The 19,600-nt window shown below is 71.8% G+C and carries 17 protein-coding genes and 1 pseudogene; 6 read left to right on the top strand and 12 right to left on the bottom strand.

Annotated features, from left to right (window positions below; genetic code table 11):
* Positions 1–52 precede the first annotated feature (52 nt).
* The gene (locus D9V36_RS06615; protein ID WP_129292944.1) at positions 53–691 is read left to right on the top strand and encodes a LysE family transporter; all 639 of its coding nucleotides are present in this window, start codon (positions 53–55) and stop codon (positions 689–691) included.
* Between the two features lie 89 nt (positions 692–780).
* On the opposite strand, the gene D9V36_RS06610 is transcribed toward D9V36_RS06615, so the two are convergent.
* Positions 781–1,572: a DUF4239 domain-containing protein gene (locus tag D9V36_RS06610; RefSeq protein WP_241720736.1), complete on the bottom strand. Its 792-nt coding sequence runs from the start codon at positions 1,570–1,572 to the stop codon at positions 781–783.
* A 314-nt stretch (positions 1,573–1,886) separates the two neighbouring features.
* On the opposite strand from D9V36_RS06610, the gene D9V36_RS06605 reads away from it, so the two are divergent.
* The 3 genes and pseudogenes from D9V36_RS06605 to D9V36_RS06595 all read left to right on the top strand — a co-directional run bounded on the left by D9V36_RS06605 (position 1,887) and on the right by D9V36_RS06595 (position 4,073).
* Positions 1,887–2,756 carry an alpha/beta hydrolase gene (locus D9V36_RS06605; protein WP_206739610.1) on the top strand — a complete coding sequence of 290 codons (870 nt, stop codon included), beginning with the start codon at positions 1,887–1,889 and terminating at the stop codon, positions 2,754–2,756.
* A 153-nt stretch (positions 2,757–2,909) separates the two neighbouring features.
* Positions 2,910–3,300 (top strand): annotated as a pseudogene (locus D9V36_RS06600) (VOC family protein).
* Between the two features lie 296 nt (positions 3,301–3,596).
* Positions 3,597–4,073 (top strand): hypothetical protein, encoded by a 477-nt coding sequence (locus tag D9V36_RS06595; protein WP_129292943.1) that lies wholly within the window; start codon positions 3,597–3,599, stop codon positions 4,071–4,073.
* A gap of 74 nt (positions 4,074–4,147) precedes the next feature.
* Here D9V36_RS06595 and D9V36_RS06590 read toward each other — a convergent pair whose 3' ends face one another.
* The 4 genes from D9V36_RS06590 to D9V36_RS06575 all read right to left on the bottom strand — a co-directional run bounded on the left by D9V36_RS06590 (position 4,148) and on the right by D9V36_RS06575 (position 7,304).
* Positions 4,148–5,587, bottom strand: a complete 1,440-nt coding sequence (locus D9V36_RS06590; RefSeq protein ID WP_129292942.1) for an amino acid permease — start codon at positions 5,585–5,587, stop codon at positions 4,148–4,150.
* Between the two features lie 124 nt (positions 5,588–5,711).
* Complete coding sequence (locus D9V36_RS06585) at positions 5,712–5,927, bottom strand: dodecin (protein ID WP_129292941.1); 216 nt, start codon at positions 5,925–5,927, stop codon at positions 5,712–5,714.
* 107 nt (positions 5,928–6,034) lie between these two features.
* Positions 6,035–6,496, bottom strand: a complete 462-nt coding sequence (locus tag D9V36_RS06580) for a universal stress protein (protein WP_129292940.1) — start codon at positions 6,494–6,496, stop codon at positions 6,035–6,037.
* Positions 6,497–6,590: 94 nt separating this feature from the next.
* Positions 6,591–7,304 carry a PAS domain-containing protein gene (locus tag D9V36_RS06575; RefSeq protein WP_129292939.1) on the bottom strand — a complete coding sequence of 238 codons (714 nt, stop codon included), beginning with the start codon at positions 7,302–7,304 and terminating at the stop codon, positions 6,591–6,593.
* A 105-nt stretch (positions 7,305–7,409) separates the two neighbouring features.
* Here D9V36_RS06575 and D9V36_RS06570 point away from each other — a divergent pair, with 105 nt between their 5' ends.
* On the top strand, positions 7,410–10,586 hold the full coding sequence (locus D9V36_RS06570; RefSeq protein WP_129292938.1) for a bifunctional cytochrome P450/NADPH--P450 reductase: 3,177 nt from the start codon (positions 7,410–7,412) through the stop codon (positions 10,584–10,586).
* Positions 10,587–10,683: 97 nt separating this feature from the next.
* Here the strand turns inward: D9V36_RS06570 and D9V36_RS06565 are convergent, their stop codons facing one another.
* A complete protein-coding gene (locus D9V36_RS06565) occupies positions 10,684–11,223 on the bottom strand; it encodes a DUF2165 domain-containing protein (protein ID WP_129292937.1) in 540 nt (179 codons plus the stop codon).
* 176 nt (positions 11,224–11,399) lie between these two features.
* Here D9V36_RS06565 and D9V36_RS06560 point away from each other — a divergent pair, with 176 nt between their 5' ends.
* The gene (locus D9V36_RS06560; RefSeq protein ID WP_129292936.1) at positions 11,400–12,434 is read left to right on the top strand and encodes a phosphatidylinositol-specific phospholipase C domain-containing protein; all 1,035 of its coding nucleotides are present in this window, start codon (positions 11,400–11,402) and stop codon (positions 12,432–12,434) included.
* Here D9V36_RS06560 and D9V36_RS06555 read toward each other — a convergent pair.
* The 6 genes from D9V36_RS06555 to egtA form a co-directional block, all read right to left on the bottom strand.
* Positions 12,406–13,545, bottom strand: coding sequence for a trypsin-like serine peptidase (locus D9V36_RS06555; protein WP_129292935.1), 1,140 nt, complete (start codon positions 13,543–13,545; stop codon positions 12,406–12,408). The genes D9V36_RS06560 and D9V36_RS06555 overlap by 29 nt on opposite strands.
* A 412-nt stretch (positions 13,546–13,957) precedes the next feature.
* Complete coding sequence (locus D9V36_RS06550; protein ID WP_129292934.1) at positions 13,958–14,887, bottom strand: phosphatidylinositol-specific phospholipase C; 930 nt, start codon at positions 14,885–14,887, stop codon at positions 13,958–13,960.
* A gap of 149 nt (positions 14,888–15,036) precedes the next feature.
* A complete protein-coding gene (gene egtD, locus D9V36_RS06545; protein WP_129292933.1) occupies positions 15,037–15,999 on the bottom strand; it encodes an L-histidine N(alpha)-methyltransferase in 963 nt (320 codons plus the stop codon).
* Positions 15,996–16,751, bottom strand: a complete 756-nt coding sequence (gene egtC / locus D9V36_RS06540) for an ergothioneine biosynthesis protein EgtC (RefSeq protein WP_129292932.1) — start codon at positions 16,749–16,751, stop codon at positions 15,996–15,998. Before egtC ends, egtD begins: the two co-directional genes overlap by 4 nt.
* A 37-nt stretch (positions 16,752–16,788) precedes the next feature.
* Positions 16,789–18,108, bottom strand: a complete 1,320-nt coding sequence (gene egtB, locus D9V36_RS06535; protein WP_129292931.1) for an ergothioneine biosynthesis protein EgtB — start codon at positions 18,106–18,108, stop codon at positions 16,789–16,791.
* Positions 18,105–19,382 carry an ergothioneine biosynthesis glutamate--cysteine ligase EgtA gene (gene egtA, locus D9V36_RS06530; protein WP_129292930.1) on the bottom strand — a complete coding sequence of 426 codons (1,278 nt, stop codon included), beginning with the start codon at positions 19,380–19,382 and terminating at the stop codon, positions 18,105–18,107. The genes egtB and egtA overlap by 4 nt, the downstream gene beginning before the upstream one ends.
* Positions 19,383–19,600 lie beyond the last annotated feature (218 nt).

Genomic DNA, 19,600 nt, shown 5'->3' with positions numbered 1-19,600 from the left:
TGCGGAAACTTTCGATGGACCCGTACGGTTGCCGCGCCCGACGCTGGACGGCATGACCGAGATCCTGACCGATGCCTTTCTGCCGGGCCTGTGGGCCGGCTACGCCCTGGCCGTTCCCGTCGGTGCGCTGGCCGTGCTGCTGGTGAGCGTGACCGCCCGGACCTCCTTCCGGGTCGGCGCCTCGGCGGCGCTGGGGGTGGCGACCGCCGACGGTCTCTACGCGCTGGCCGCGGTGGCCGGCGGCGCCGCCCTCTCCCGTGCCGTCGCACCCGTCGCGGTCCCCCTGCGCATGCTCGCCGCCGTCCTCCTGCTCGGCATGGCGTCACGGACCGCCGTCCGGGCGCTGCGCAACCGCCGCACACACAACGGCCCGGAACGGAACGCCTTGCAACGCCCCACCCGGGCCTATCTCGGCTTCCTGGGCCTGACGTTGGTCAACCCCTGGGCGGTCCTCTACTTCTCGGCGCTGGTCCTCGCCGGCGGTGCGGGCACCCCCGGCTCCGGTGCGGCCGGCCCCGCCGCCTTCGTGGCGGCCGTGACCCTGGCCTCCATGAGCTGGCAACTCTTCCTGGCCGCCGGCGGCACCGTACTGGGCAGGGCACTCACCGGCCCACGGGGACGGCTGGTCACCTCCCTGCTCTCTTCCGTGGTGATCGCAGCGCTGGCGACCGGACTCCTGCTGCGCGGCTGAGGACGTGCCCACCGGCGACGGCGCGGCGTCGTCGCCGGTGCCCCGGCCGGACGGCTCCGAGCCCAGGGCGAGGGCGCCGGCTCCCCGCTCTACCGAGTCGGCGCCAGCACCTCGACCAGCTCGTGGAGGGGCTCCGGTGACGTCGAGAACTCGCCGAGGAAGGGGTAGGAGAGTTCTGTGACGAGGAACAGGTTGGTGGCGACGAGGACACTTACCGCCGCGATCATCCCGTAGTGCATCTTGGCCTGTCCGGCGTCGAAGATGACGGAGAACCCGAGGACCAGTCCACTGGTCAGGAAGACCACCATCCACAAGGACAGGGGCGGGCCGACGTTGGAGCGTGCCTCGAGCAGGCGTTCCGTCCGTGCGAGACCCAATTCCCGCAGGGACGCGAGTGAGCTGGCGAGGAAAGCCCGTTGGGCGTCGCCGCGGGGCTTGATGTGTTCGTACGTGCTCTGCAGGCGGTTCAGCGCGTTCTCGGCCTCGGGTGTGGCGTGGCCGGTTGAGGCGAGGGGCCACTCGGTCGTCGCCGCGCGTCCGTACCCCAGGAGGCCCTGCCGGATCCGTGCGCTCTCGGTCTCGCCGAATGCATTGCGGCCCCTGGCCAGGTGCACCGCCACGGCGCCCTCGGTCCGTGTGGTCTGGTCTGCCACGTTCACCTGGCCCCACAGCGCGAGGACGATGAAGCCGATGAGGAACCCGTAGACCACAGCGACAACGGGGAACACGAAGGTTGCGGCGTCGTTGTGCCCGCCCTGTTTGAGGCGGGGGAAACGGTGCCGGACGACCGCCTGGAAGACTGCCGTCCCGCCGGCGACCACGACGACGAGCCCTGCCAGCAGCAACCAGGACGGGAGGTTTATCACGATCCAACGGGTCACTGCTCCACGCTCCTGACGTATGCCACACCCGCCCACCACCGGCGCGGTGGCCAACGACCGCAGCGGGCCGCGGACACGCTCTCGCCACCTCTTCGGGGAGGGGCGGCCGTACAGTCCGGCATCTTCGGCGGGCCGTCGGTTCCTGGTCCGGGGGTGCTTGTGCGCGGTGCCAACGGGGTGGGGGAGTGCGCAAGCGGAAGGCCTTGTACCGGTAGTGCGGATGATCTTTCGCTGGGTAATGTGGATCGTCGGCACTGGGAGCACTGGGAGCACTGGGAGGCCGGAAAGTGAGTAGTGACAAGGTGAGTGGGCAGATGCAACCGACGTTCGTGCTGGTTCACGGAGCGTTCGCGAACTCCTTCTCCTTTGCGCCGCTGCAGGCCGAACTCGGCCTCCTCGGGCACCGTTCGGTCGCCGTCGACCTGCCCGGCCACGGATTCGGGGCGACCTACCCGCGCGCCTATCAGGCACCGCAGGACCTCGAAGGGCTCGCTGCCGAGCCCGGCTCGATCAAGGGGGTGACGCTCGCCGACAACGCCGCGTACCTGATCGGGATCCTGGAACGGGCCAAGCGGAACGGGCCCGTGATCCTTGTCTCGCACAGCCGCGGCGGTATGACGGCCACGGCCGCGGCCAACGCACGGCCGGACCTGATCGACCGCATCGTCTACGTCTCGGCCTGGTGCCCGGTCCGGCTCGACGTCGGCGACTACTACGCCGAGCCGGAGATGGCCACGGTCGACGTCGCCTCCCTGGCCCCGGCGATGGTCGGGAATCCGGCCGAACTCGGCCTGCTCCGCACCAACTTCCGTACAGCGGATGCGGATGTCCTCGCGGCGCTCAAGGCGGCCTTCCTCGCCGACGGCACCGACGAGGAGTTCCTGACCCTCCTGAACACCTTCCAGCCCGACGAGAACCTGGACGCCGGTACCTCCGCCGACCGGGCGCAGGCCGCGACCTGGGGCCGGATACCCAAGACCTTTGTTCGTCTGGCCCGCGATGTGAGTATGCCGCCCGCCCTGCAGGACCGGCTGATCCGCGAGGGCAACGAGCTGACGCCGGACAACCCGTACGACGTCCGCACGCTCGACAGCAGCCATCTGAAGTGGCTGATCGATGCGGCGCCTGCGGCCAGGGTGCTGGGTGAACTCGTCGCACTCCTGGATGTGTCTGACGCGTCGTGACCAGTGCCGAGTGCTGCTGGTGCAAGGCTGCATGAGTGCGAGAGTGCGGAGCGCGGAGCGCGGCCAACGGCTAAGATGCGCAGCGACATCGCGTGTCGGTCACCGGCTGGGTGAGGCATGGAGGTGTCCGGGAGATGCCTCTGGAGGCATTCCTTGTCAGTCGAGTTGAACCACACGATCATCCACGCCCGGAACAACCGGGAGTCCGCCGAGTTCTTCGTGGACCTGCTGGGCCTTGAAATCACCGAAGAGTGGGGCCCGTTCATCGCCGTCGGCCTGAGCAACGGCGTCACGCTGGACTTCGCCACGATTCCCGCGGAAAGCATCACGCCGCAGCACTACGCCTTCCTGGTCTCCCAGGAGGAGTTCGACGCGGCGTACGCGCGGATCACGCAACGCGGCATCGAGCACTACGCCGATCCGCAGCGGCAGCATCCCGGCGAGATCAACCGCAATGACGGTGGCTGCGGTGTGTACTTCATGGACCCGGCGGGGTCATGCCATGGAACTGATCACCGTGCCGTACGGCGGCCTGCCGTCGTAGAGCAGCTGCTCTGAGGGCCGCACCCGGCGGCGGGGTTGCCGGGCCGACCGGGTGTGGACCATGGCTCGTTTTGGTGTAGGCATGTCAAAAATCATGAGGTGGCTTTCTTGCTCTCTTCAGGGGGGCATGTCTCAATGGGCAGCGATTCAGGTCGCTGACCATCCGTCAGATCTGGACGGTGTTCGGCACGGGGGTCCGACCGCGGCCTCCCGCGTGGCCGCCGGCCGTTCCCGCGCGTCCCCTCCCGACGGCCGGGGCCATGGGCCTGCACCCCCTCAAGAAGGCGGTACTCCCCCATGAGACACCTCGGATCAGGCACGCTCAGACTCGGTACGGCGCTCGGCGTCGCCCTCGCCGCGGCAGGCACACTGGCGATGGCTCCGGCCGCCGCCGCGGTGACCCCCGGCACCGCCACCGTCACGTTCGACTGCGGTGGATTCGGCTCCGGTAAGGCGACGCTCACCGCGACCCAGAACGGCACGGCCGCGACCATCAGCCTCGCCACGTCGGCGATCACCTCACCGATACCCGTCGGCGCGAACTCGGTCGCCTCCACTCTCACCCTCACCAAGAACGGCTCCGGGAGCACGACGTTCACCGGCAGCTCCAACCCGCCCATCCCGGCCGGCAGTCAGGTCTCCACCGGTCCGCTCCGCGGCACGGTCGCCGCGGGCGACAAGCTGGCGGCCAAGTCCCTGAAGGTCGTGGTCTTCGGCATCACGGCCACCTGCAACGCCACGTCGGCGCAGTCCCCGGGGCCGTTCGTCTTCTGATGCCGCGGACGGGCGGGGCCGTCGTCCGCCGGCCCCGCCCGTCCGTCATCCGCCGCGCCGTCATTCGCCGCGGCTCACGGCCGCTTCTCGCCGACGCTCGCCCGCTCCGCCCGTGCCAGGTTCGAGCGGCGGTAGGAGTAGGTGAAGTAGATGACCATGCCGACCAGGAACCAGACCACGAACCGCACCCAGGTCTGCCATTCCAGGAACGTGATGAGCCAGAGCGAGAAGCACACCCCGATGGCCGGCACCACCGGCATCCCCGGCGTACGGAAGGTCCGTGGCAGTTCGGGACGCTTGTAGCGGAGCACGATCACCGCGATACAGACCACCACGAACGCGAGCAGGATGCCGATGTTGGTCAGCTCGGCGGCCTCGCCGATCGGCAGGAAGCCCGCGATGACCGCGGAGACGACGCCGACGATCCAGGTCACCCGGGTCGGCACATGGTGCTTGGGGCTGGTCTTGGCGAACCACTTCGGCAGCAGGCCGTCCCGGCTCATCGAGAACCACACCCGGGTCACCCCGAGCATGAAGGTGAACATGACCGTCAGGATGCCGATGATCGCGCCGACCGCGATGACGTCCGCCAGGCTGCTCAGGCCCACCGACTTGAAGGCCGACGCGAAGCCGCTCTCCGGGTCGATGTCCTTGTAGTTCTGCATACCCGTCAGCACCAGGCAGGCCAGGACGTACAGCACCATCGAGATGGCCAGCGAATAAATGATCGCCTTGGGCATGTGGCGCTGGGCGTCCTTGGACTCCTCGGCCGCGGTGCTCATCGCGTCATAGCCGAAGACCGCGAAGAAGACGGTGGCCGCGCCGGTGAAGGCGCCGCTCACGCCGAACGGGAAGAACGGCGTGTAGTTCGAGGTCTTGATGTGGAAGAAGCCGACCACGATCACGACGATGACCACCAGGACCTTCAGCGCCACCACGATCGTCTCGAAGCGTGCGGCGTTCTTGATGCCCAGGGTCAGCAGATAGGCGATCAGCAGGCAGAGCACCGCGGCGAAGAGGTCCACCTGGTGTCCCGGCCCCGTTCCCGGCGCGCCCAGCATCCAGGCGGGCAGATCGAGGCCCATTTCGCCGAGCAGAAAGCCGAAGTACCCGGAGATGCCGATCGCGACCACCGCCACGATCGCGGTGTACTCCAGCAGCAGGTCCCAGCCGATGAACCAGCCCGCCACCTCGCCGAGGACCGCGTAACCGTAGGTGTAGGCCGAGCCCGCCTTCGGGATCAGCCCGGCGAATTCCGCGTAGGAGAACGCGGCCGCGGCGCTCGCGATGCCCGCGATGAGGAAGGAGATCAGGACCGCGGGGCCCGCCTTCCCGTTCGCGACGGTGCCGGCCAGCGTGAAGATTCCCGCGCCGATGATGCCGCCGACGCCGATGGCCGTCAGCTGCCACAGACCGAGCGCCCGGGTGAGCTGCTCGCTCGAGGTGCCTTCCGCCTCTTCAATGTGTTCGATCGGTTTACGGCGCAAAATGCCCTGTCCCGCGCGCAGCCCCATACGTCATCCCTCCGTACGCTCCGTCGTGGTCCGACGGCGGATCATCATGGACCCTCGGGGGCGACGAGGGAAGGCGACTCCCTAGTAGTGCCGGGACTCGCCGGGAGACGTACACGGGAGGGCGTCAATCGGCGTCCTCGAGCCGGAATCCGACCTTCAGGCCGACCTGGTAATGGTCGATCTCGCCGTCGACGATATGCCCGCGGACCTGGCTGATCTCGAACCAGTCCAGGTTGCGCAGGGTCTGCGAGGCGCGCTTGACGCCATTCTCGATCGCGGCGTCCACGCTCTGCTGGGACGTACCGACGATCTCGGTCACGCGATACGTGCGGTCGGTCACGGTGGTCTCCCTGGCCGGGGCGGCGCTCCGCCCGTGCACTGTCCACCGTGCCTCAGGGCGGTCCGCCCCACCAGCGGAGCGGCGGGGCGGGTCCTGGGGCGTGCGGCTCAGGGGACGACGGTGACCGGCCAGCGCCCGGCCTTGACCAGCCGCACCGCGACCGAGCCCATGATGCGGTGCCCGGCCTGCTCCGAGGCGCCGACCACCACGGCGTCGGCCTTGAGCTCGTCGGCCATCTGCACCATGCCGTTGTACGGGTCGCCGCGCAGGGTGTGGAACTCCCAGCGCAGGCTGTACATGCCCGCCATCCGCTCGGTCGCCTTGCGGATCTCGGCCATCAGCTCCTCGGCGACCTGGTCGGTCGCATCCGTGACCGGGGCGCCCATCGCGGCGCCGGCCGGCAGCACCGGCTGGACGTAGACCAGCACCAGCTTCGAGGACTGGCGCCTGGCCAGGCCCGCCGCGTACGAGGCGGCACGCCACGACGGGTCGGAGCCGTCGACGCCGACGACGATGACCTTCGGGCCGTCCGTTCCGCGCTCGAACGGCGCGGGTGTGTTCTCCTCCACACCAGGGAGGTTATCCGAACAGGTGTGCCGGTGGAGTGGCCGGGCCGGAGCCCGCTGGTCGCGCGCCGACGGGCCCGTTCAGGCCGCGGCCCGGTCAGGCGGGGGCCGGGGGCCAGCTGTCCGGGGAGAGCACGCCCAGCACATACGCCCTGGCGACCAGTGCGGTGCGGCCCTGCACCCGCCAGCGGCGGGCCAGTCGGGTGAGGTGGTAGTTCACCCCGTCGACCGTCAGCCCCAGTGCCGTACCGATCGACGCCGTGGTCGCGCCGCCCGCGGCCAGCGCCAGGATCCGGGCCTCCACCGGGCTCGCCGCACCGCGCGGGGCCGGCTGCGGAGTGCTCTCGCGCACCCGCAGCAGCGCCAGCAGGGCGGGCGGGTTCACCGAGGGGTCGCCTACCGGGTCGATGGTCAGTTCCCCTTCCCGCTCGGCCCCGTCCGTCCCGGCGCGCCAGCACACCTCGACCGGATAGCGGGAACGGCGTCCCAGGCGCAGGGCCTCGGTGAGCCGGTCGATCTGGGCCATCGCGCGGGGCCTGAACAGGTCCAGCAGGTTGCGGCCGCGCAGCGCTCCCGGGGCCGTGCCCCACTGCTCGGCCATCGCCGGATTAGCGATCAGCACCTCACCGTGGGCCCGGCACACCGCGATCGGCGTGGGGATGCGGTCCAGCAGGATCAGGAAGTAGTTGCGCCACGGGCCGTCCGCGTACGGCCCGGCCGGGTCGACGGGGCGGCGCTCGCAGGGCGCCTTGTCCCCTCCGCCCGCGCCCGCGCCCGCGTCCGGCGTTCCGTCGGCAGTCCCGTTGTCCATTTCCCCTCTCAGGTCCGTGCGCAAGAGCGAGCACCGAAAAACCACTGCACAATCATGCAGTTGTCCGGGCGTGACCTGCACGCGGGTGCCTGCACGCTTGGAGACATGACCGACACCATCGCGCTCCACAGCGACGAACGCGCCGCCGATGACGGTATTCCGGTGGCCGACCTCACCACGGCCGGGCTCACCCACACGCCCGTCCAGCAGTCCATGGACCTCGCCCGGCTCCACGGCCCGGTCTTCAAGCGCAAGTTCGGCGAACGCGAGACGCTGTTCCTCTCCTCGCTGGACCTGGTCACCGAGGCCGCCGACGAGTCACGCTTCGCCAAGGGCGTGTCGGTCGTGCTGGAGAACGTCAGAGAGTTCGCCGGTGACGGTCTGTTCACCGCCTACAACGACGAGCCCAACTGGGCCAAGGCGCACGAGGTCCTGATGCCGGCCTTCGCGCTCGGCTCGATGCGTACCTACCACCCGGCGATGCTCAAGGTCGCCCGCCGGGTGATGGCCTCCTGGGACCGGCGGGTGGCCGACGGCACGCCCGTCCAGGTCGCCGAGGACATGACCCGGATGACGCTGGACACCATCGGGCTCGCCGGTTTCGGCTTCGACTTCGAGTCGTTCTCCCGCGGCGACAGCGCGCATCCGTTCGTCGAGGCGATGGTGCGCTGCCTCGAATGGAGCATGACGAAGTTCTCCCGGGACCCGGATGCGGACCACTCCGCCGCGGACGCGGCGTTCCAGGCCGATGCCGACTACCTCGCGTCGGTCGTCGACGAGGTCATCGCGGCCAGGACGGAGAGCGGCCAGACCGGCGACGACGATCTGCTCGGTCTGATGCTCGGCGCCGGGGGCCAGGAGGGCGGCGGGCCGTCCCTGGACCCCGCCAACATCCGCAACCAGGTCATCACCTTCCTGATCGCCGGGCACGAGACCACCTCGGGTGCGCTCTCCTTCGCCCTCTACCACCTGCTCAAGGACCCGCTGGCGCTGCGCATGGTCCAGCGCGAGGCCGACGAGCTGTGGGGCGACCGGAGCGACCCCGACCCCTCGTTCGAGGACATCGGCCGGCTGCCGTTCACCCGCCAGGTCCTCAACGAGGCGCTGCGGCTGTGGCCCACCGCCGCCGCCTTCACCCGCCAGGCCCGCGAGGACACCCTGCTCGGCGGCCGCTACCCGGTGAAGGCGGGGGAGCTGGTCACCGTACTGACCCCGATGCTGCACCGCGATCCGGCCTGGGGCGACAACCCCGAGCTGTTCGATCCGTCCCGCTTCAGCCCGGAGGCCGAGGCGGCCCGCTCGCCGCACGCCTACAAGCCGTTCGGGACCGGTGAACGCGCCTGTATCGGGCGGCAGTTCGCGCTCCACGAGGCGACCATGCTGCTGGCCCTCCTCGCCCACCGCTACCGCCTGATCGACCACGGCGACTACCGGCTGCGCATCAAGGAGACGCTGACCCTCAAGCCCGACGGGTTCACCCTCACCCTGGCCGCCCGTACGCCCGCCGACCGGGCCGCGGTCCGCGCCGCGCTGGCCGTGCTCCCCGGCGGCGGCGCCGGCACCGGGGACGCCCCCGCGGCCGACGACGGGCTGCCCACCCGCGCCGTCCAGGGCACCGGCCTGCTGCTGTTGCACGGCAGCAACTACGGCACCTGCCGGGAGTTCGCCGAACGGCTCGCGGACGAAACCACCGGGCTCGGCTTCGCCGCCGAGGTGGCGCCGCTGGACGCGTACGCCGGTGCGCTGCCCGCCGACCGGCCCGTCGTCATCGTCGCCGCCTCCTACAACGGCCGGCCCACCGACGATGCCGCCGCGTTCGTGAGCTGGCTGAACACCGCGCAGGACGGCGCCGCCGCCGGGCTCCCGTTCGCCGTCCTCGGCGTCGGCGACCGCAACTGGGCCGCCACCTACCAGCACATACCGACCCTCCTCGACGACCGGCTCGACGCGCTCGGCGGCGACCGGCTGCTGCCGCGGGCCGAGGCCGACGCCTCCGGCGACCTGGGCGGCACCGTCAAGGAGTTCACCGCGGCGCTGCGCACTCAGCTGCTGACGCGCTACGGCGACCCGGCGAGCATCGGCGCGAGCGCACCGGACGCCGAGGACACCGGCTACACCGTCACCGAGATCACCGGCGGCCCGCTGGACGCGCTCGCCGCCCGCCACGACCTCGTCCCGATGACCGTCACCGAGGCCCGTGACCTCACCGCCGAGGGCTGGCCGCGGCCCAAGCGCTTCCTGCGCGTCGCCCTGCCGGACGGCGTCGGCTACCGCACCGCCGACCACCTCGCCGTGCTGCCGGCCAACGCTCCGGCCGCCGTTGAGCGGGCCGCCCACGCCTTCGGCGCCGACCTCGACACCGTCCTCGCCCTGCACTCAGGCCGCCGCCCGAGCCGCGACACCCTGCCCGTCGACCGGCCCCTGACGGTGCGTGAACTGCTGACCCACCACCTTGAGCTGGGCATGCGGCCCACACCGGAGCAGGTGGCGGTGCTCGCCGCGCTCAACCCCTGCCCGCCCGAGCGCCAGGCTCTGGAGAACCTCGCCGAGGGCGATTCGCGCACTCTGATCGACCTGATCGAGGCCCACCCGGCGCTACGCGGCGCGCTGCCCTGGCCGACGGTCCTGGAGCTGCTGCCGGCCCTGCGCATCCGGCACTACTCCCTGTCGTCCTCGCCCGCCACCGACCCCCGGCACGCCGATCTGATGGTCTCGCTGCTGCCCGGCGGCACCGGCCCGACCCATCTGCACTCCCTGCGGCCCGGCGACACCGTCCTGGCCCGCGTGCAGCCCTGCCGTGAGGCCTTCCGCCTCGATGCGGACGAGGACACCCCGATCATCCTCATCGCGGCGGGTACCGGTCTCGCGCCGTTCCGCGGTGCCGTCGCCGACCGCCTCGCCGCGGGCCGTCGCTCGCCCGCCCGGCTCTACTTCGGCTGCGACGACCCGGAGGCGGACTTCCTGCACGCCGCGGAGTTCGCCGCCGCCGAGGCCGCCGGTGTCATCTCGATGCGCCCCGTCTTCAGCGAACGCCCCGAGAACGGCCACCGCTTCGTCCAGCACCGGATCGCCGCCGAGGCAGCCGAGGTGTGGGAGCTGCTGCAGGCCGGTGCGCGGGTGTACGTCTGCGGGGACGGCAGCCGGATGGCCCCCGGGGTACGGGCCGCCTTCCGCGAGCTGCACGGTGCGAGCACCGGCGCCTCGCCCCAGGAGTCCGAGGCCTGGCTGCGCGAACTGACCGCCTCCGGCCGCTACATCGAGGATGTGTACGCGGCGGGCTGAGGCCAGGTGCCCCGCTGCCGGCGGGCCGGAACGTTCCGGCCCACCGGCAGAGACGGGGGGTGAGTGGGTCTGGCGGGGAGTGGTGGGCGGGTGCCCGCTACTCCCCGCTTCCCTGTTTCCCGACGGCACCCGGCAGATGGACCACCACCAGCGCGATCCCGGCGACCGTGAGGTTACGGGTCGCGGCCTCCAGGCCGTTCCACTGCTTGGACTGCCACATCGAGAACCACTCGCCGCCTATCGCGAGGAAGCCCACCCCGAACAGCAGCACCATCATCAGCAGCCCGACCGTGCTCAGCTGCCGGGCACGGGCGACGCTGCCGCGCCGGGCGCCGGTGAACCACAGCGCGGTGCCCACGAGCAGCACCACCGAGGTCACCGTCTCCCAGGCGATGATCCCCAGATACGCGGTGTCCTGCACCGTCTGCGAGGTGAGGGCCCGCCACATCAGGTCCGGGTCCTTGAACGTGGTGTCCATGGCCAGCACATGGCGGACGAAGTCCCGGTTGGTGCCGAAGTCGGTGATGTTGCCGAAGGCGACGAGTGAGATGTAGAGCGCCACCGTCCCGGTGAGCACGGCCGCGGCGAGCGGCACTTTGGTACGTGATGCGGGTTCGGTGGGGTGTCCGTCGGTCATGCGCCCTCCACGGCGGTTCCTGTCATCTGCTGTTTCCTTGTCTGTCGAGGCCCTTATGGTCCCTCATCTGCCGAACTCCCGTACGCTGCTCGCCGGTCGGCCGGGGGACGCGCCGGCCGACCGGGGCGTCCGGGAGGCAGTTCCGGACGCCGGAGACCTGGAGGAAAGCGGGGCACATGAACGGAAAGCGGTGCGTGGGGACGGTGGCCGCCGCGGCGGCGGCAGTGATCGCGGTGAGCGGCCCGGCGGGCGCCGAGCCGGCCGCCACGACATACGGCACCAGCACGTCCGTGGGCGTCCACAACGCTTACGACAAGGAGAAGTACCACTACTTCGCGGACGCCCTGGACTCCGGCGCCGCACTGCTCGAACTCGACCTCTGGTCCAACGGGCTGGGCCGGTCCTGGCGCGTCTCGCACAGCAACCCGCTGGGGAACAACAGCAACTGCGAAGGCGCCGCGAACGCCTCGGAACTGCGCACCAAGAACCGCGATCAGGACTTCGCCGGCTGCCTGGCCGACATGAAGGCCTGGCACGACGCCCACCCCGGCCACCGCCCGATCCTGCTCAAGGTCGAGATGAAGGACGGCTTCAACGCCAAGGGCGGCCGCGGGCCCGCCGAGTTCGACGCGCTGGTACGGCAGAAGCTGGGCAATGCGGTCTACGGCCCCGGGGACCTCACCGGCCGGCACGCCACCGCCGACGAAGCCGTGCGGGCCGGCGGCTGGCCCTCCCGGGCCGACCTGGCGGGCAAGTTCCTGTTCGAGCTGATACCCGGCACGGTCGAGGAGAAGAACCCGTTCGACAAGCTGTGGACCGACGTCGAGTACGCCGGCCACCTCAAGAGCCTTGCGGCGCAAGGGAAGCTGGCGCAGTCGACGGCGTTCCCCGCGGTGCACGGGGCCGCTCCCGGCGATCCCCGCGAGCGCTACACCGACCCGTCGCTGCGTCCCTGGTTCGTGGTCTTCGACGGCGACGCCGCGACGTATCTCAACGGCAGTATCGACACCTCCTGGTACGACACCCGCAACTACCTGCTCATCATGACCGACGCCCACAATGTGCCGCCGGTCATCGACGGCACCCACCCGACCGAGGCGCAGGCACTGGACCGGGTCCGGCAACTCGCCGCGGCACACGCCAGCTTCGCCACCGCCGACTGGTACCCGCTGCCGTCCGTCCTCAAGACCGTGGTGCCGCGCGGGGCATGACATCCAGCGCGGCGGCCAGGGCGCCGGGCCGGGCGGCCCGCGGGTCCGGCTCCGTGGCCGCCCGCCGGTAGAGCTCGGCCGCATCCGGCCCGAACCGGCTGCTGTACGAGACGAAGTCGTCGCCGCCCTCGTCGAGACCGCCTATCACGCCGATCAGTGACCCGGTACCGGTGGCCGGGTCGAGGTCGGTGAGCATCGGCCCGCCGCTCGTCCCGTTCGGGAAACCCGGGCAGACGAACCGGAGTTGGGTCGGGCCCTGGGCGTCCGCCGTGTGCCGGCAGCTGACCGGGGTGTCCTGGTCCTCGGGGTAGCCGGTCAGCTGCGCAGGGCGTCCGGCCGGTGCGCCGAACCGGATCCGTTCGGCGCCGGTGACATCCTCGATCCGGCCGCCGGGCCGCCCCGCCCGGCGTACCCGCAGGAACGCCACATCGTGGTCGGGGTCCCGGTCGCTGATCCAGCGCGGATCGACATGGATCCGGGTGGGAACCCACAGGCCGTACGGCGCGATCCCGTCGTGCAGGCCGGGCGCGAACACCAGCCGGGTGCGGAAGCCGTCGTCGTGCACACAGTGCGCCGCGGTGACGATGAGGTCACCGCCGGGGGCGTGCACCACGCTGGCCGTGCAGTGGTGGACCGGGGCACCGTCGTCGCCGGGGGAGAAGAGCGCACCGATCGCCGGTGCGGGCGCCGCCGGGGCCGCCCGCAGCGGCCGGGACGCCGTCAGCGGGACCGGCGTCAGCGGGGCCGCCGTCCCCTCGCCGTACCGTGCCGTCACCGGTGGACCCGGCCGCTCCTCGTAGGGGCCGGCCAGCACCGCGGCGGCGGCCTGCTCGCCGTCGGCCCGGCTCGCGAGGTAGGACCCGGTGGCGGTGTCCCCGGCGGCGAGGAACGGGTCGCGGGACGGGGGCCCCAGGGCCAGCGCGGTGCTGCCCACGACTACGGTCAGCACCCCGAGCGCCAGGGTCGCCCGCAGCGGAACGCCGGGCCGGCCGCGGCCGGTACAGGCCGGGCCGCCGGGACCGAGGCAGTCCTCGGCCGCCGGTGCCCCGGCGTTCCGGTCCGCCCCGCCGGCGTGGTCCGCCGGCTCGGTCCCGCGTGCGCTCGTCTCCACCAGCCGCCGCCTCGCCGCATCAGCCGGCATTACCCCGTCAGATGCTGGGGTGACACCGGAACCAGACATTTCACCCAGTCTGATGCACGGATGCATGCCGTGGTTCGGTCACTTGGCGCAACATTCCGCTCAGGCGACGAAGATCACGAACAAAAAGCCGCACCGGAAACCCCGGTGCACCCGCCGCACGACGGGCCCGGCGGTCAGGTCGCGGCGAGCGGGGCGGCCACGCCGGGGGGACGCGGCCCGCTGGGCCGGTCGGGTGAACCGCGAGGGGCGACCCCGGTCCTCGCCCCCGGTCCTCTGCGGCGTGCCGAACGGGCGTGTGCCGGACGGGCGCGTGCCGGACCGCCGTGCGCCTTACGACTCCCGCTCGCGCCGCGCGCCCCACGGCTCCCGCTCCCGCTCCCGCTCACGCCGCGAGCCGCACCCCCTGCCCCGCGAGCTGGTGCCGGATCAGCGTCTCCGCCAGGCCGGTCTCGTTCGGGAAGTCCATCGGGACGATCCCCAGACCCGTCCAACCGCTCCCTTCCGGGCCCTCCAGCAGCCGCTTGACCTGCGGGTTGAGCCGGTCCGCGTTGGAGCGGGGCGGAAGCAGCGCGGCGGTGCTGACGTAATTGACGAAGAGCTTGCCGGGCTGGGCGACGGCCTTGCGGAACTGGGCCTCGATCTTCGGGTACTTGCCGAACGGCTCCGCCATGTAGTCGTCCTGGATGTCGAACAGCTGTGGATCGGCGTAACGGACGCCGCCCAGGCCGTCGGAGTCCGCCAGCAGCACCACCCGGCCGCGCGCCTGACCGAGCGTCGGCAGCCCGGGGTCCAGCCGGAACAGCGACCGGTAGCCCTTGTCGTCCAGGTAGCTGCCGAAGATCCGGCGGAACTCCTCCGCGCTGACCTCCGAGTACTCCTGCTTGACCCGCATCAGCACCGTCTCGGAGGGATGCGCCTGCAGGAACGCCCGGCAGGCGTTGAGCACATCGCCGAACATCAACTCCTGGTAGAAGGCGCCGTGATGGATGGCGAAGACGTTGTCGATGGCCCGGCAGCGGACGTCCAGGAAGCGGATACCGCTGCTCAGCTGGGCGTCGACCGGGGTGTTCTGGCAGGCGACCCAGGGGCCGCCCACCCGGGCGCCCGAGTCATGGGTGCCGGGGATGGTGAGCCGCTGGACGGGGGTGGCGTCGCCGAGCGCCGACATCCAGTCCTGTACGGACAGCCGGGGCGCCCGGCGCGATGCCGCGTCCGCCGTGTACCGCCCGCTGCCGACACCCGCCAGCACCCCGGCGGCCGACAGCCCGGCCGCGCCCCGGAGGAATCCCCGTCGATCCAGTCCCAGCCCCATGCCGCTTCCCCTGTCCGTCGAGTCTGCGTGGTGGGTGCGCAGCGGCAGCCCCGGCGCGCACCGGCGATCGGGGCATCGAACCACAGGGAGCGTACGAGCGGCACCCGGCCGGCGGACCTGGGGGTGCGCCGGCCGGGAAGGGGTGGAAATCAGACGCGGAAGGACAGTGACAGCGCGAAGCGGTCCGTGCTGTCCGTCCACCAACTGCTCAACTTCAGCCCGGCCGCCGCGAGTTCGGACCGTACGCCCTCCTGGCGGAACTTGGCCGAGACCTCGGTCCGCAGGTCCTCGCCCGCGGTGAAGCCCACCGCCAGGTCCACTCCGGGGATCTTGACGGTCAGGTCCTTGCGGGCCCGCAGCCGCATCTCGATCCACTCGCGCTCGGCGTTCCACAGGGCGACATGGTCGAAGTCTGCCGGGTCGAAGTCGCCGCCCAGTTCACGGTTGATGACCTCCAGGACGTTCTTGTTGAACGCCGCCGTCACGCCCTGTGGGTCGTCGTAGGCGGCGACGAGCGTGGCCTCGTCCTTGACCAGGTCGGTGCCGAGGAGCAGCGCATCGCCCGGGGAGAGCATGGTGTGTACGGACTGCAGGAACGCGGCGCGCTCCTCGGGGAGCAGGTTGCCGATGGTGCCGCCGAGGAAGGCGAGCAGCCGCGGGCCGGGGGTGTCGGGGAGTTCGATGCCCTGCTGGAAGTCGGCGACCAGCGCGTGCACGGTGAGGCCGGGATGCTCGGCGAGCAGCGTCTCACTCGCCACGGCGAGCGCGGACTCGCTGACGTCGATGGGCACATAGGAGTGCAGTTCGGTCAGCGCGCCCAGGAGATGGCGGGTCTTGTCGGAGGAGCCCGACCCCAACTCGACCAGGGTGCGGGCCCGGGTGGCCGCGGCGATGTGATCCGCACGGGTGAGCAGGATCTCCCGCTCGGCGCGGGTCGGGTAGTAGTCGGGCAGCTTGGTGATGTCCTCGAACAGCTCGCTCCCGCGGGCGTCGTAGAACCACTTGGGCGGCAGCTGTTTGGGGGTACGGGACAGGCCCTGGGTGACATCGGCGCGCAGCGCGGCCGCGGTGGCGTCGGCAGGGAGGGTGCGGGTGATGCTGAGCGGGCTCACGTGGCGGGCTCCTTGAGCGGGGTGAGGTGGACCTCGGTCCCGGTGGCGCGCAGCAGGGTGCGGTCCGGGACCTCGGTCCAGTGGGGGGAATCGTCGTACGGTTCGGAGGCGACCACCGTGCCGCCCTGGGGAACGGCCAGGTGGCACAGCGTGTCGCCCCAGGTGGTGGCGGCGATGGCGGTGCCGTCGGTCAGCAGCAGATTGAGCCGGGAGCCGGGCGCGGCAGCGGCGACCGCCGTCACCGTGCCGGCCAGCGCCTCGCCGAGCTCGTCGCCGCGCGCCAGCCGGTGGCGGACCAGTGCCCACAGGAACGCCGCGTCGCAGCGGGCCGGCAGCCGCAGCAGCTCTCCCGGCGGCAGTTCGGCCGCCAGCGGGGCGAGCGAGTCCGGCCAGCCGGACACCGCGCCGTTGTGGCTGAACAGATAGCGCCCCTCGGCGTACGGCGCGGCCGCCGCCTCGGCGTCCGCACCGGCCACGGTGGCGTCGCGCACCGCGGCCAGCAGCGCGCCGGTACGCACCACCCGCCCCAGGTCGGGCAGCAGATCGTCGCCCCAGATCGGCCCGGCCCGCCGGTAGCGGGCGGGCACCGGATCGCCCGGCGCGTACCAGCCGACGCCGAACCCGTCGGCGTTGACCGTCCCGTGCCGCTGCCGGCGCGGTTCCCACGACTGCCGGTACAGGCTGTGCGGCGGGGCCAGGACCACCTGTCCGATGGGTATCTCGGGTCCCAGATAAGCAAGATGACGGCACATCAGGCACCGGCCTCCCCGGTCGGCCGGATCGCGGCCGTCATGCGTCCGCCGCCGGGTCGGCGTCCCGGGCGGTGCGGAACCCGGAGAAGATCTGCCGGCGGATCGGCAGGTCCCAGTTGCGGAAGGTGCCCCGGCAGGCGACCGGGTCGACGGCGAACGAGCCACCGCGCAGCACCTTGTACTCGTCGCCGAAGAACACCTCCGAGTACTCCCGGTAGGGGAAGGCGGCGAAGCCCGGGTACGGCAGGAAGTCGCTCGCCGTCCACTCCCACACATCGCCGATCAGCTGGCGCACGCCCAGCGGGGACTGCCCGTCCGGGTAGCTGCCGATGGGCGCGGGCCGCAGATGCCGCTGGCCGAGGTTGGCATGCGCCGGTGTGGGGTCCTCGTCGCCCCAGGGGTAGCGCCTGGCCCGCCCGGTCGCCGGATCGTGCCGGGCGGCCTTCTCCCACTCGGCCTCGGTCGGCAGCCGCCGCCCGGCCCAGCGCGCATAGGCGTCCGCCTCGTACCAGCTCACATGGAGCACGGGCTCGTCCGGCGGCACCGGTTCGGTCACCCCGAACCTCCGGCGCAGCCACTGGCCCCCGTCGCGCTTCCAGAACAGCGGTGCCCGCAGCGCGTGCTCCTGGACCTGGGCCCAGCCCTCCGGGGCCCACCAGCGTGGGTCCTCGTAGCCGCCGGCCTCGATGAACCGCTGGTAGGCGCCGTTGCTGACGGGTGTGGTGTCGATCAGGAAGGAGGGCACCAGCCGGTGGTGCGCGGGCCGCTCGTTGTCCAGTGCCCAGGGCTCGGTGGAGGTGCCCATGGAGAACGGCCCGCCGGGCACCAGGACCTCCGCGGGAAAGATGTCGTCGCAGGCGGGCGGCGGTTCGGGCGCGGTGAGGACGGCCGGGCCGCGGCGGAGCTGGTGTGTGATGAGCATGGTCTCGTCGTGCTGCTGCTCATGCTGCGCGATCATGCCGAAGGCGAAGCCGGAGTCGAGCAGCGGACCGCCGTGCAGCTCGGTGCGCTCCAGGATGTCCAGCACCCGTCCGCGGACCTCGGCGACATAGCCGTGCGCCTCGTCGGGCGCGAGCAGCGGAAGCGAGGGGCGCCGGGCGCGGGGGTGTTCGAAGGCGTCGTAGACGGAGTCGATGTCCGGGCGCAGCGCGTCCCGGCCGCCCACGGTGCGCAGCAGCCACTGCTCCTCCTGGTTGCCTATGTGCGCCAGGTCCCACACCAGCGGGGACATCAGGGGGGAGTGCTGCGCGATGAGGTCGGGACCCTCGACACAGGTGGTCAGCAGGCGGGTGCGGTCACGGGCGGCGAGCAGCGCCGAGGCCGCGCGCTCACGAAGGAGCTCGGGATCGGGGGTCACTGGCTGTCCTTCCCAACGATGAGATCGCCCTCCGCGGCGTACAGGGCGTCGAGATGATCGTCCGCGGGGCAGCGGCCGCGTGCCACATACCGTTCGGTGAACTCCGCGACCGCCGCCAGCACCTCGGGGGAGGCTCCGAGCCGTGGCAGGGCTTCCTGCGCGGCGGCGAAGCAGGCCACCGCCGCCGTGTGCAGTTCCGGGTCGGTCAGCCCCGCGCGGGCGGCGCGCCGCCACAGCGGGTTGCGCGGCGCCGGCCGGGAACCCGCTGTCTCCGCGAGGGGTTTCACGATGCGGTAAGCCCGTTCCGCGGCCTCCGGGTCGTCGAACAGCGCGGCCGTGACGGCCAGCGGCACGATCCACCCGGCGTCGCCCGACTGCGCGTCGATCATCCGCAGTTCCAGATGGCCGCGCGGCCGTACCGGCGGGAAGAGGGTGGTGAGGTGGTAGTCCAGATCCTCCCGGCTGGGCGGTCTGGGCACGCCGGTACGGATCCACTCGCGGAAGGTGAGCCCTTCCGGCGCGTCCCAGGGGCCGTCCTCGGCGCGGATGCACATCACCGGGGCGTCCAGGACATACGCCGCCCAGGCGGTGCGCGGGTCGGGCCCCTGCGGCGGGGCGAGCGTACGGCCCGGGTCGAGCTGCGACCAGACGACCTGGCGGGTGGTGCGGTAGCCGGTGGGGCAGCCCTCGCTGGTGGGCGAATTGGCGAAGGCCGCGGCCAGCACCGCGCCCAGCAGATGCGCCAGCAGCCAGCGCCGGCCGTACCCGAGCGGCCCCGGCTCCTCGTATCCGGCGTCCACACACACCTGCACGGAAGCGGTGGCGCACATCATGGACCGCCCGGCGGAGCCCCAGCGGTCGAAGTACGCCTCCATGGCGTTGTAGCGCGGCTCGGTCAGCACCCGCTGCGGGCGGTGCCAGGGATTGTGGCCGTGGCCGGCCATGCCCAGGCCCATGGCCAGCATGGCGGGGCGGACCAGCGCGAGATCGGCGGTGACCGCCTCGATGCACTCGGTGAGGGTGCGGGCGGGAAGAGAGCTGAGCTCCAGCTGGCCGCCGGGCTCGAAGGTCAGCAGGGAGCTGAGGGGAAGGGCGCGCAATGTCGTCGCCGCGCTGTGCATCCGGGCCGGTTCGAGGGGACATCGCGGGTTGCGCGCGTCGTGGACCAGCCATTCGATCTCGACGCCGATACGACGCGGAGGCCCCGTCTTGAAGCATATTCCGCGCAGGTGAGCTTCCAGCTCCGCTTCTGTTTCCGCAGGCCGTACGGGCATGGAATCCCTCTCCCTGGTGGGGTGACGGCAGGATTGCCGCCCTCCACCTAATCCTCTGCGGGCGATGCGCTCAAGGGCGTGTTCGCGCCGCGGCCCGGCGGGACGGGCTCTCACGGGCCGAGCGGGCCGTCCGGGCCGGGAGACCCCTGGACGGATCCGCGGCGCCCTCCCGGCGCCAGGACGCCCTCCTGGCCCGCCGCGGCGGCCGGCGACCGGAC

It is taken from the genome of Streptomyces lydicus (assembly GCF_004125265.1).
GTDB lineage: Bacteria > Actinomycetota > Actinomycetes > Streptomycetales > Streptomycetaceae > Streptomyces > Streptomyces lydicus_C.
Note: the sequence above shows the minus strand (reverse complement) of the source record. Positions and strands in the feature narration are given on the sequence as shown.

Coding starts and splice junctions, on each gene's coding strand:
- D9V36_RS06560 (WP_129292936.1), top strand. CDS start 11,400: ATGAACGGAAAGCGGTGCGTGGGGACGGTGGCCGCCGCGGCGGCGGCA.
- D9V36_RS06575 (WP_129292939.1), bottom strand. CDS start 7,304: ATGGACAACGGGACTGCCGACGGAACGCCGGACGCGGGCGCGGGCGCG.
- egtC (WP_129292932.1), bottom strand. CDS start 16,751: ATGTGCCGTCATCTTGCTTATCTGGGACCCGAGATACCCATCGGACAG.
- D9V36_RS06595 (WP_129292943.1), top strand. CDS start 3,597: ATGAGACACCTCGGATCAGGCACGCTCAGACTCGGTACGGCGCTCGGC.
- D9V36_RS06550 (WP_129292934.1), bottom strand. CDS start 14,887: ATGGGGCTGGGACTGGATCGACGGGGATTCCTCCGGGGCGCGGCCGGG.
- D9V36_RS06605 (WP_206739610.1), top strand. CDS start 1,887: ATGCAACCGACGTTCGTGCTGGTTCACGGAGCGTTCGCGAACTCCTTC.
- egtA (WP_129292930.1), bottom strand. CDS start 19,382: ATGCCCGTACGGCCTGCGGAAACAGAAGCGGAGCTGGAAGCTCACCTG.
- D9V36_RS06565 (WP_129292937.1), bottom strand. CDS start 11,223: ATGACCGACGGACACCCCACCGAACCCGCATCACGTACCAAAGTGCCG.
- D9V36_RS06590 (WP_129292942.1), bottom strand. CDS start 5,587: ATGGGGCTGCGCGCGGGACAGGGCATTTTGCGCCGTAAACCGATCGAA.
- D9V36_RS06570 (WP_129292938.1), top strand. CDS start 7,410: ATGACCGACACCATCGCGCTCCACAGCGACGAACGCGCCGCCGATGAC.
- D9V36_RS06615 (WP_129292944.1), top strand. CDS start 53: ATGACCGAGATCCTGACCGATGCCTTTCTGCCGGGCCTGTGGGCCGGC.